The sequence below is a fragment of the Pseudoalteromonas sp. genome (assembly GCF_041613455.1).
Lineage (GTDB): Bacteria > Pseudomonadota > Gammaproteobacteria > Enterobacterales > Alteromonadaceae > Pseudoalteromonas.
This window is the reverse complement of sequence record NZ_JBFJHD010000097.1, coordinates 1-11,442: the sequence shown is the minus strand read 5'-3', so window position 1 is coordinate 11,442 and position 11,442 is coordinate 1. Positions and strand designations below refer to the sequence as shown.

Sequence of the window (11,442 nt, the reverse complement as noted above, 5' to 3'; positions counted from 1 at the left end):
CTCAGCGGCGTAGGCGGTGGGCGCGATGCAGGCTCTTCAAATTCAAGCTTTGTGCGCAGCGAGCTAGAAGAAAGCTATTATCAAGCCGATATCGATTTTTACGCCGATTGGGGCTTTTTAACCACCATTAGAACCGGTGTAAAATACCGCGAAGCCACATTGCACCGCGAAACCGGCAATACCTTCTTTTTAGATCCTAGTTTTGATATTGCCGCAGGTGAAGCGCGCGAGGGCGGCATAACCCGCTTTGATAGTTACCAGTGGAATAATGGCATGCCATTGGCTAAAGACGTATTTACCAGTGAAAGTAATATCGCCGGTGGCTTTAATATTAATCACATGCCAACTATTGATTGGCAAAAATACCGCGACATTATTACCAGTAATTACGTACCTTATACCCGTAAGGAAGATAACTTTGTATACGATATAGCTGAGCAAATCTCGGCGTTTTATTTGCAAGGCGACTTTGAGTTTGACCGCGTGCGCGGTAATTTAGGGGTACGTGTGGTACACACTAACACTAAGAGTGCGTCTACCGATTTATACAGTTACTTTTTAGATCATACCAACGACGAGACAGGCGAGCCGGTAATTGGCGATGATCGCTTTGTAGAAGACTATCAACTTATTACGCAAAAAAACACCGATACGCAAATTCTACCCAGCTTTAACATTGCCTGGGATGTCAGCGATAATGTTGTTATTCGTGGTGCGCTGGCTAAAGTGATGTCGCGTCCTGATTATGGCGACTTAGGGGCGCAGCAACGTATTCGTTTTATTTCCGATGAATGGGCAGACGACAGAGCCGACTTTAACGAGCAAGCTGGGTTTAGCGGCAGTGGCGGCAATAAAAACTTAAAACCATTTGAATCGCTACAAGCTGATTTATCCGTTGAATATTATTATCGCGACGGCTCTGCGCTTGGTTTAGCGCTGTTTCATAAAAAAGTGGATAACTTTGTGGTACCGGTGATTATTAACGCGCAACAAGATTTTGCCGGCAAGGAGGGAATTGTAGAGCCCGGTAACATCACCATTTCACCCTATAGCACCGTAGGCAACGGCACGGATGCGGTATCAAAGGGGGCGGAGGTGTTTTGGCAGCATGCGTTTGATAGCGGTTTTGGTGTTGCGGCAAATTATACTTATAACAAAACCAACCAAGCAACCGTGAGTGTTGCCGGGGACGCGTTGGGTAAGTCGCCGCTGATTGGCAGTGCAAAATATCAGTATAATACTTCGGTGTATTACGAAGGAGAGGCGTTTAATGTGCGCGCTTCGTATAATAAACGCGGCGAAACGGTATTAGGCTTAAATAGTGGCTTAAATGTATACCAAGACCCATATGCGCAACTAGATGTGAATGCCGCGATTAATCTCTCTGATGCGTTAAGTTTTACGGCAGCGGTCATTAACGTCACAAAAGCGGAGTCGATTACACGGTTAGGTAACGACAGCGACGCGCGGCTGTTAAACTCAAGTTATTCAGGTAGACGTTACTATGCGGGGATCAATTACCGCTTTTAAACACTGTCCCACTGCCATTGCATAAAGCCGACGTCACTTTAACTTGGCTTTGTGCAATGCTGAACTATTACTTTAACGCTATGAATGCGTAACATACTATGATTTAATTTATCCACTATTCTAGCTAGGCTCGTGAGCGATTTATTTGACACTGTTTCAATCTATCATTAGTGACTCTGCGTCATTAATTGAATTTACCCGCATTTATTTAGCCCTTTTTTTTCACCTTCGTCGCGTTATTTTATAGCTACAGAATTATTTATAAAAACCGCAGTACGCCATCTGGAGTGGTGTTTACGGGGGAAAAATTTTGTGCGCATTGGTGGAATCACCTCGCATTTCGCTTTTTTAGAGTGGTCATATGGTTGCTCTGTGTTATGCGGGTACTTATGCCGAGTACCGATCATTACCTAGGGGTATTTTTGCCGTTAAATACTTGGCCTTGGGTCATGTTAGGTAATATTTTATTAACAGCAGGGTTTATGGTTGTGATGAGCGGACATTTTGCCTTAGCTTCACTATGGCGCTCAGGGGTTGATCCAAACGGACCCAATAAGCTGAAAGTAGACGGACTGTATCGTTACTCACGCAATCCAATGTATTTAGGTGTGGCAGCAGCGCAACTGGGGTTCTTTTTAGCGTTGCCGAGTGTGTTTAGTTTAGTGTGCTTAGTGATTGGACTTGTAGCTTTGTATCGTCAAGTGTTAGTCGAAGAGGCCCATTTAGCTGCTGTTTTTCAGCAGCACTATACGCAATATAAGCAACAGGTTCCTCGCTGGTTGTAGTTAGCTTGCCAAACGGCACAATAAGGCTAGGCATAGCGAACTGTTATGTAAACACTCAGCGATGACTAACATTGTCATCAGCTAAAAATGAAGGTAAACCATGAATACGTTATACATTACCGGGGCAGGTGTGAGTGCAGCCAGTGGCATTCCTACATTTCGGGGCGATGAAGGCTATTGGCGAATGGGTAGTAAAAATTATACGCCAATGGAAATGGCAACACGGGCTATGTATCAACAGGCACCCGCTGAATTTTTGGCGTGGTATTACCAGCGTTTTGCGCGTTATCGCGATCACGGCCCCAACGAGGTGCATTATTGGTTAAAAGATAAAAACTTAATAACGCAAAATATTGACGGGCTTGATGGCAAAGCGGGCAATAAAAATTACATTGCAGTGCATGGTCGCTTAGATCAAATGACGCTGTTTCATCAACAAGGCGATAACGTCACCCCGTTAACAGCTCCGTGGGCCGATGTTGACGAAAGCCGGTTGCATGACTCATTATTAGCAATGTTTAATATTCAACAGCAGACTCCTTTGCTAAATCATTCTTTTAAACCATTGGTGTTATTATTTGATGAATATTACACCGAACTTTATCGCATTAGCGAAGCACAACAACGCATGCGAGACGCCGATAAAATGGTATTTATGGGCACCTCATTTAGCGTTAATATTACGCAAATGGCGCTCGAAATTGCACGAGATTACGATATTCCCATTGAAGTGGTCGACCCTAATCCTGCGCATATTTTGCATGCCAATGTGAGCTATAAAAAAATGACGGCACTTGACTATATTCAAGTTAATTAAGCAACCGCAGATGTTTGGTTACCAATCTAGCGTGCAGTAATGTTGTTAAACTTATAAAAATCTAACAAAAATAATAATATAAAAGAGATATACATGAGTGACTTAATTGGAATCGGCGATTTATCAATACTATTAGTAGAGCCGTCAGTGGTGCAACAAAAGCTGATCATTAACGCGCTGCGCCATACGGGCGTAAAGCAAGTAGACACCGCCACAACACAAAGCCAAGCATTAACTATGCTCGATAGCTACCAGCCCGACTTAGTGATCAGCAGCATGTACTTTGCCGACGGCACAGCCGATACATTATTGCAAAGCATTCGCGCAAATCCGCAAACCGAACAGCAAGCATTTATGCTCGTGTCGAGTGAGCGTAATAAAAAACACCTTGAGCAACTGCGGCAATCAGGAGTGTTGGCTATTTTACCTAAGCCATTTAGTGCCGCTGCCATCACGCGTGCTTTAAAAGCCACCTTAGATATTATGACCGAGCAAGAGGTTGAGTTAGCGCATTTTGATGTTACTTTGCTGCGCGTCTTGGTGGTTGACGATAGCCGTTTTGCGCGCAAACATATTATTCGCGTGCTGGCGGGGATGGGCATACCTGCACCGGTGGAAGCAGCAAACGGCAAACAAGCAATAGCAGAGTTAGATAACCAGCTTTTTGATTTAATTGTTACCGATTACAACATGCCTGAAATGGATGGCAAAGCGTTCACCGAGGCGGTACGGCGCTCTGATAGTTATTCACATATTCCTATTTTAATGGTGAGCTCAGAAGCAAACGAAACCCAACTTGCCAATATTGCCCAAGCCGGCGTGGACGCTATTTGCGATAAACCATTTGAACCGGCTACCGTAAGAGATTTATTGTTTAAAATAATGGCTTAATTGCTAACTAACCAATAAATAGGGTGACTAAAAGCGTTTGGAGAATATGACTATAAAGCAATTTTAACACGCAGTGTTATTTTTGAAAGTTTCTACTAAAGTATAAAGATGACTAACTTGTAATTACTTTAGCTAAGGATACATTATGTCTGACTCCGACATCAATAATCTCAATAGTAACGACGACGCTGCTGAACAACTAGCGGCCATTGCTGCTGCCAAACGTATGGCGATAGATGAGATCCTCAAAGAAAAACGACTTGCCATAGCAGAAATTCGCGCTGAAATGGATGTCGCGATAGATGAAATACTGTGTGAAGCAGAAAACACTGATGAAGGCTTGATAGTGAATGATATGGCAGAAGCGGTAAAAAGAAAACGTAAACAAGGCAAACGAGACAGCGATAGAAGAGCCCGAGATGCCGATTACGATAGCCATGAACAAAAGCACCGTGAAGCATAAAAGGCAATCACGGCGCTACCCGTTATTATAAAAAACCGTTTATCTCCGCAAGCCATTGGCTCATTTAGTGGCCATTGGCTTGCTGTTTTTCATAACCATTTAAATAGTAAAAACGCAGAGCTTAGTGAGTCGGCATTAAGTAAATTTCACGCACATTGTTGCGCTGCTTTGCCTCAATGGCAAACAGCACGGCGTCGGCGACATCTTGTGGGTCGAGTTTGTCAGGTTTGGCTTCATCAAAAAATGGCGTGTTAACCATACCCGGGGCAATGGTAGTACAGCGGCCTTGCCATGGTTTCATTTCTTCTGCGAGATTTTGCCCAAAGCCATGGGCAAACCATTTCGTAGCACCATACACAGAGCCATCAAGCGGCCGTCTTCCCGCGGCTGAGCTGGTTAATATAAAGTGCCCCGTGGTTTTACGCAAATGAGGCAAGGTGAGTTTTGCCGTCCAAAGTAGCGCTTTAATATTCAGATCGATCATGGCTGACCATTCTTCCGGATCTCCATTTTCTGTACCCGGCGACGAAACTCCCATACCGGCATTGGCAAATGCCACATCAAGCTTGCCAAAGTGCTTCACCCCTTGTGTAACCACAGCTTCTAGCGCAGAAAAGTCTGTGGCATCGGCTGCAATTGCGTAAGCATTGTCTTTGCCTAGCTCATTAACAAGCTGCTTTAACTTTTCTTCGTTACGTGCGGTTAAAATAACGTGATGACCCTGTGCCACTAAGGTTTTTGCAGTAGCTTCGCCGATGCCGCTGGATGCACCGGTGATTAAAATTACTTTTGCTGAGGACATAATTATCTCCTAAATCAATAACTCAACATGTATGACGTTGAGTAAATATAGTTGGTCAGTTGAAATATTACCTTAGCAGCAAAAGATTAACTCACATTGAATAGTGCTTCCCTGATTAGTGTTAAACACGAGCTTATACTAAAGAGTAGCGAAAAACTTTTTTCAAGAGCGTGTTTTTTAGTTTATATCATTGATTGTATTTGATTTATTTTTAAATAAAACAAAGTTATAAAATGTGTGGCTTTATATAATTTATGCTATAAAATCGCGCCATTTCAACCAATACCATAGTGGTGTTAAACTTTAGCTGTAATACAGCAATTATTTATTGGAATTAAAACGTGAAAGATAAGTTGTTAGTATTTTGGCAAAATCATTCTGAAACTATCATCACTTTAAGCTACAAAGTGGTGTTAGCCATCGTTATTTTAATTGCCGGCGCGGTTATTGCTCGGGCTGTTAAAAGGGCGATTAATGGCTCTAAATCGCCTCTTAATAAGTTAGATGATACGCTATTACCTATCGTATCTCGCCTTGCGAGTTACCTGGTGTATATTATTGCGGCGTTATTTATTTTAGATATTTTTGGTGTTAATACCGCCAGTTTAGTTGCGCTTATGGCGGCGGCCGGATTAGCGATTGGCTTAGCGCTAAAAAGCACACTGAGTAATATTGCTTCAGGGATAATGTTATTAATTCTGCGCCCGTTTAAGGTGGGTGATTTTGTTGATGCCAGTGGCACATCGGGTACTGTGAGCGAAATAAACCTGTTTACCACCATTTTTAAAACCAGCGATGGCCTGTATATCGCGTGCCCTAATGGTAAAATATGGGGCGGCAATATTAAAAACTTTACCCGTAATGGCAAACGGCGCATGGACATTGTGGTGGGCATTGCCTATAGCGACTCAATTGATGATGGCCTCAATGTACTTAAAGAAATAGCTAGCTCAGAGAGTCGCTTATTAGCCGATCCGGCACCAAAAGTGATGGTGGTATCGATAGCCGAAAGCTCGGTAAACCTGCAATTACGCGCCTGGACAGTGAATGGCGATTATTGGCAAACCTTGTGGGATCTTAATAAGCGCGTCAAAGAGTCGATTGAACAAGCGGGGCTTACCATACCTTTTCCACAGCGTACGTTACACTTACCCGAGTCGTTAGCGAGCAGCATTACAGTGAATAAAGACACGGCAAAAGTAGAGTAATAGCAGCCGTATCAGCATCAATAAAAATAGCGAGCTAAGGCTCGCTATTTTTTGTTGTCTTATGTGTGCTTATTTAGCGTAAGTGCTTAGCCTTCTAACTGAAAGTCGTACACTGAGCCTAAATTTAACAGTTGTGTCAGCTCATCTAAAGCGTGATAACTTTCGCGCAGTAACGCTGCGTCGGCAAAGTCGTTAGCCGCTAATCTGTCGCGGTAATGTTGCTTAGCCCAAGCAACCAGTTGTGCGTACTTGGCGTCGGTTAAAATAACCTCAGGATTCACCGCTGAGAGCTCTTGCTCGCTTAATGCAACCCGTAAACGCAAGCAAGCTGGGCCGCCACCGTTTTGCATACTTTGGCGTAAATCAAAAAACTGCACCTGATTTACCGGGTTATCGGCCAGCAGCATGTCTTCAATATAGGCGTTTACCGTACTGTTGCGTTGACACTCTTGTGGTGCAACTAGCAACATTGATCCGTCATTTAAGCTAACTAATTGGCTGTTAAATAAGTAACTGGTTACAGCGTCTTGAATGGTCACTCTATTGCTAGGGACTTCAATAATATAAAACTGTTTACTGCCAATATAGGCATCGCGAATATCTTGCAGTGCTTGGCGTTGATTTAAAAATGCTTGTTGGTGACACAGCAGGACGTTGGCATTGCCTACCGCAATAACATCGTTATGAAATACGCCTTGGTCAATCACCTCAGGATTTTGCTGCAGTATAATTTGGCTGGCGTCTTTTAAGTTGTGCAAGCGGCAAATTGCTTCAGAGGCTTCTAAGGTTTGCCTTGCGGGGTATTTACGGGGCTTGGGTAAATGACTGTTAAACGCACTGGCACCAAAGACAAACATTTCAAGACCTTCACTGCCATGACTATCGCAAAAGCGGGTATGGTTTGCAGCACCTTCGTCACCAAAAAAGCCTTGCTCGGGTAAGTGCTGATGGTGCACAAAATGCTGTGAGTTGTTAAACATAGCCTTGAGTAAACGCGTGGTGGTAGCAGGCTCTAATGAGCGATGAAACTTATTATTTAAATTTGCGGCGGTAAAGTGAACTTTAGCATCGTGGGTATCGGGGGATGGCGACACGGTTGCAGCGTTCGCGGTCCACATGGCCGAGGCCGAATAGCAGGCACGCAATAAAATAGGGTCGGCATTAAATGCTTTAGTGATCAGTTGCGCGTCGTTGCCAGAAAAGCCTAAGCGGCGCAGCACATTAAGATCAGGGCGAGCATGCGGGGCAAACACCCCTTGCGTTAGGCCTTTATCGTGCATCGCTTTCATTTTTTCAAGGCCTTGTAACACGGCCTGTAATGGGTTGGAAAAGCTGGCCGCGTTATTTAAAGAAGCCACATTACCATACGATAACCCCGCATAGTTGTGTGTAGGGCCTACTAGTCCATCAAAATTCACTTCTAAGGCAGCCATAATATTCCACTAAAATGTTTAACAGTATTTAACCATACACCGCAATAGCCGCGCTTGCAAAGGCAGCGCAGTGACACAGTTTATTGCTTGCAGATACGCTCTTTGTCGGCCGTGGTATGCGGGTTAGTGGGCTCATTGACTTGCCAGATACTGATATCTAAACGCCATAATAAATACAGGGTATGGTAGAGGTTAAACATAATTTATCCTTAACTTTAGCATGAAACACATAAGGTTAAAGGAAGAACTATGCCAATATTAAATGTTATTAAAAATCAGTGGATTATGTTTTTATTTTTCCGGTAAATAAAGAGTCTGCACTGCCATGGTGAGTGCTTTAATCGCGCTGCACTGTTTTAATCACAAGGGGGAGCTAATTAATTAGCACTGTCGTTCACCACTAAGTCGAGCAGCTGCATCAGTTGCTGCGCTTGGTTGGCATCCAATTTGTTAAATTGACAAAATACTTGTTCAGGAATAGTACTGGCTTGGTGCTGTAGTGCTTCACCATGCTGGGTAGGCTTTACTACGCGTTGGCGTTTGTCGTGCGCAGCAGTGAGCACAGTAATGAGTGACTTGTCAGTCATGTTTTTAATATTTGCGTCAGCGCCCCAGCGTCTATACTGGTTTTATTGATTAATGTAGCAATACTTATCTGATCGTCTTCCCATAATGCCATCATCACTAAATATTGTGGTAGGTTAAATCAAGTGCGGCTAAAGGTTCGCGATAGGCGCGAGCCACACTGTTTGATGCCCTATATAATCGATGGCATAACTGGTTTTTTAACTTTAAGTGTGCAAATGGCATGACCTCTCCTTTAAAGCGATTTTAAATTTTGGAGCAGATAATGAATTACAAAATGTGGCTTACACGGCAAAAGCCACCGCAACGGGGTCGCGAAGGGGTTGCTAAATCGGATGATGGTCGCTTAAATGTTAATTTATCAACCCCGAAAGGATTAGGTGGCGATGATGGCAGCGGCACTAATCCTAAGCAATTATTTGCCGCAGGTTACGCTGCTTGTTTTATTGGTGCTATTGACGGTGGTTTTGGTATTGCGGTAAAGCTTGCAGTATCGTTGGGTGATATGGATAAAGCGCAAGCACAAACACTGGTCGATAAAGCGCACTTAGTATTCCCTTATTCAAATGCAACACGCGGTAATATTACCGTTGAGCTGTCGGTTATTTAATAACAGCAGCCACTCAGAGTTAAAAAGCACACAATAATCTTGTGTGCTTTTTTGTTTTTGCGGCCATTAAAGTGAATATACGAAAAATCGTATATTCACTATTTCATATATTAACTTTTTGTTTTATTGTGTAGCTATTAACGATACGAGGACGCTATGGAACAACTCAACCCCCTGCAATTTTATAAATGCTTAGCAGACGATACACGTTTAAAGGCGATACTGCTTATCGCTGATCAGCAAGAGTTGTGTGTTTGCGAACTGGTTGCTGCATTGGCACTGAGTCAGCCCAAAGTGTCGCGCCATTTAGCGCAACTGCGCCAATGTGGTTTATTAACCGATCGTAAGCAAAATCAGTGGGTGTACTACAGTATTAATAAAGCATTACCAGATTGGGCTCTCACGGCGATTAGCCACACGCTAACCGCTAACCGCCCATATTATAACGACGATCTAAACCGGCTCAATGCCATGGGTAACCGCCCAGAGCGTAAAGCAAGTTGTTGTTAAATAACATTATTATAAAGAGTAATTATTATGACTATTAAAGTAGGTATTAACGGCTTTGGCCGTATGGGGCGTTTAACCTTACGTGCAGCCATTGACTGGCCAAATGTAGAGTTTATTAAAATAAACGATGTGGCGGGCGATGCTAAAACGCACGGCCATTTGTTAGAGTTTGACTCGGTACATGGGCGCTTAGCTCACCAAGTGAATACCAGTGGCAATACCATCACCGTCGCTAAACATACCATCACGGTGAGTAATAATAGCAGCATTGACGACACCGATTGGTCTGACTGCGATGTGGTTATTGAAGCCAGTGGGGTTATGAAAACCACCGCGCTGTTAAATGCTTATTTAGCACAAGGGGTTAAGCGTGTGGTGGTGACCGCACCGGTAAAAGAGCCGGGTATTTTAAATATTGTATTAGGGGTGAACGATCATCTTTACAATCCGGATATACATAAAATAGTTACCGCCGCGTCATGTACCACTAATTGTTTAGCACCAGTCGTTAAAGTGCTACAAGAGAAGGTTGGTATAAAACACGGCTCTATCACCACTATTCACGATATCACCAATACGCAAACCATTATTGATGCCCCGCATAAAGATTTACGTCGCGCTCGTTCGTGTGGCACCAGCTTAATACCGACCACAACCGGCAGTGCTACCGCGATCACGCATATATTTCCTGAGCTTAAAGGCAAGCTAAATGGCCACGCGGTGCGCGTACCGCTAACCAACGCCTCGATCACCGATTGTGTGTTTGAATTGGAGCGCGCTGTAACCGAAGATGAAGTGAATGGTTGGTTTGAGCACGCCGCCCACAATGAGCTTAACGGCATTTTGGGTTATGAGGAAAAGCCGTTGGTGTCTATTGATTATAAAACCGATCCGCGTAGCAGTATTATTGATGCACTGTCGACCATGGTGATCAATAACACCCAGCTTAAATTGTATGCTTGGTACGATAACGAGTGGGGTTATGCTAATCGTACCGCCGAGCTGATGCTAAAAGTGGCGCAAAGCGACTTGGTTTAACATAGTTTTTAAGGGTTTTAATCATGTTTTCGCAACTCGCCAGCTTACCCAGCGCGATAAAGCAATATTTAATCATTACTGGTAATTATTGGGCCTTTACCTTAACGGATGGCGCACTGCGCATGTTGGTGGTGCTGCACTTTCATCAGTTAGGCTATGAGGCATTAGCCATTGCCATGCTGTTTGTGTTTTACGAAGTGTTTGGCGTGATCACAAATTTAGTGGGCGGCTGGCTCGGTGCCCATTTTGGTTTAAATAAAACCATGAATATAGGTTTGGGGCTGCAATTGCTTGCGTTAGCTATGCTGTGTTTCCCCGCCGATTGGTTAACGGTTAGCTATGTGATGGCCGCGCAGGCGCTCAGTGGTATCGCCAAAGACCTGAATAAAATGAGTGCCAAAAGCGCGATTAAATATTTAGTACCCAACGATCAGCAAGGACACCAGCAACTGTATAAATGGATTGCCCGCCTAACCGGCTCTAAAAATGCATTAAAAGGGGTGGGCTTCTTTTTAGGCGGGGTATTATTGACGCTGTTTGGTTTTGTAGGAGCATTAACGGCGTTAATCGCGTTATTAGCGCTTGCTTGGCTTACAAGTTTAGTGTTTTTACAAGGTGATATTGGCAAAGCTAAAAATAAGCCCAAATTCACCGAACTGTTTTCTAAATCGGCAGCTATTAACTTACTCAGTGCGGCGCGGTTATGCTTATTTGCAGCACGCGATGTGTGGTTTGTGGTGGCATTACCGGTTTATTTAGCCGCGCAATTT

Annotated in this window: 10 protein-coding genes and 3 pseudogenes; 10 read left to right on the top strand and 3 right to left on the bottom strand. The window is 43.7% G+C overall.

Going from position 1 to position 11,442, the window contains the following annotated elements; genetic code table 11:
* The 5 genes and pseudogenes from ABYB02_RS10235 to ABYB02_RS10215 all read left to right on the top strand — a co-directional run.
* A partial coding sequence (locus tag ABYB02_RS10235) for a TonB-dependent receptor (RefSeq protein WP_372762363.1) occupies nt 1–1,530 on the top strand: 1,530 nt, incomplete at its 5' end.
* 151 nt (nt 1,531–1,681) lie between these two features.
* Nucleotides 1,682–2,315: pseudogene (locus tag ABYB02_RS10230) on the top strand (isoprenylcysteine carboxylmethyltransferase family protein).
* Nucleotides 2,316–2,415: 100 nt separating this feature from the next.
* Nucleotides 2,416–3,132: an NAD-dependent deacetylase gene (locus ABYB02_RS10225; protein ID WP_372762362.1), complete on the top strand. Its 717-nt coding sequence runs from the start codon at nt 2,416–2,418 to the stop codon at nt 3,130–3,132.
* A gap of 93 nt (nt 3,133–3,225) precedes the next feature.
* Nucleotides 3,226–4,023 carry a response regulator gene (locus ABYB02_RS10220; protein WP_372762361.1) on the top strand — a complete coding sequence of 266 codons (798 nt, stop codon included), beginning with the start codon at nt 3,226–3,228 and terminating at the stop codon, nt 4,021–4,023.
* 145 nt (nt 4,024–4,168) lie between these two features.
* A complete protein-coding gene (locus ABYB02_RS10215) occupies nt 4,169–4,486 on the top strand; it encodes a hypothetical protein (protein WP_372762360.1) in 318 nt (105 codons plus the stop codon).
* Nucleotides 4,487–4,607: 121 nt separating this feature from the next.
* Here the strand turns inward: ABYB02_RS10215 and ABYB02_RS10210 are convergent, their stop codons facing one another.
* The gene (locus ABYB02_RS10210) at nt 4,608–5,288 is read right to left on the bottom strand and encodes an SDR family oxidoreductase (RefSeq protein ID WP_372762359.1); all 681 of its coding nucleotides are present in this window, start codon (nt 5,286–5,288) and stop codon (nt 4,608–4,610) included.
* 341 nt (nt 5,289–5,629) lie between these two features.
* Between ABYB02_RS10210 and ABYB02_RS10205 the strand changes: the two genes are divergently transcribed.
* On the top strand, nt 5,630–6,496 hold the full coding sequence (locus tag ABYB02_RS10205) for a mechanosensitive ion channel family protein (RefSeq protein ID WP_372762358.1): 867 nt from the start codon (nt 5,630–5,632) through the stop codon (nt 6,494–6,496).
* Between the two features lie 86 nt (nt 6,497–6,582).
* Here ABYB02_RS10205 and astB read toward each other — a convergent pair whose 3' ends face one another.
* Nucleotides 6,583–7,929, bottom strand: a complete 1,347-nt coding sequence (gene astB / locus ABYB02_RS10200; protein WP_372762357.1) for an N-succinylarginine dihydrolase — start codon at nt 7,927–7,929, stop codon at nt 6,583–6,585.
* Nucleotides 7,930–8,306: 377 nt separating this feature from the next.
* Nucleotides 8,307–8,739, bottom strand: a pseudogene (locus ABYB02_RS10195) (MarR family winged helix-turn-helix transcriptional regulator).
* A gap of 18 nt (nt 8,740–8,757) precedes the next feature.
* Between ABYB02_RS10195 and ABYB02_RS10190 the strand changes: the two are divergent.
* The 4 genes and pseudogenes from ABYB02_RS10190 to ABYB02_RS10175 all read left to right on the top strand — a co-directional run.
* Nucleotides 8,758–9,124 (top strand): annotated as a pseudogene (locus tag ABYB02_RS10190) (Ohr subfamily peroxiredoxin).
* A gap of 156 nt (nt 9,125–9,280) precedes the next feature.
* On the top strand, nt 9,281–9,634 hold the full coding sequence (locus tag ABYB02_RS10185) for a metalloregulator ArsR/SmtB family transcription factor (RefSeq protein WP_372762356.1): 354 nt from the start codon (nt 9,281–9,283) through the stop codon (nt 9,632–9,634).
* Nucleotides 9,635–9,661: 27 nt separating this feature from the next.
* Nucleotides 9,662–10,672, top strand: coding sequence for an ArsJ-associated glyceraldehyde-3-phosphate dehydrogenase (locus ABYB02_RS10180; protein ID WP_372762355.1), 1,011 nt, complete (start codon nt 9,662–9,664; stop codon nt 10,670–10,672).
* A gap of 23 nt (nt 10,673–10,695) precedes the next feature.
* On the top strand, nt 10,696–11,442 hold a 747-nt coding region (locus ABYB02_RS10175; protein ID WP_372762354.1), incomplete at its 3' end, for an MFS transporter.

Bases quoted from the DNA above. Each gene is read 5' to 3' on its own strand.
- ABYB02_RS10225 (WP_372762362.1), top strand. From the start codon at position 2,416: ATGAATACGTTATACATTACCGGGGCAGGTGTGAGTGCAGCCAGTGGC.
- ABYB02_RS10220 (WP_372762361.1), top strand. From the start codon at position 3,226: ATGAGTGACTTAATTGGAATCGGCGATTTATCAATACTATTAGTAGAG.
- ABYB02_RS10215 (WP_372762360.1), top strand. From the start codon at position 4,169: ATGTCTGACTCCGACATCAATAATCTCAATAGTAACGACGACGCTGCT.
- ABYB02_RS10210 (WP_372762359.1), bottom strand. From the start codon at position 5,288: ATGTCCTCAGCAAAAGTAATTTTAATCACCGGTGCATCCAGCGGCATC.
- astB (WP_372762357.1), bottom strand. From the start codon at position 7,929: ATGGCTGCCTTAGAAGTGAATTTTGATGGACTAGTAGGCCCTACACAC.
- ABYB02_RS10185 (WP_372762356.1), top strand. From the start codon at position 9,281: ATGGAACAACTCAACCCCCTGCAATTTTATAAATGCTTAGCAGACGAT.
- ABYB02_RS10180 (WP_372762355.1), top strand. From the start codon at position 9,662: ATGACTATTAAAGTAGGTATTAACGGCTTTGGCCGTATGGGGCGTTTA.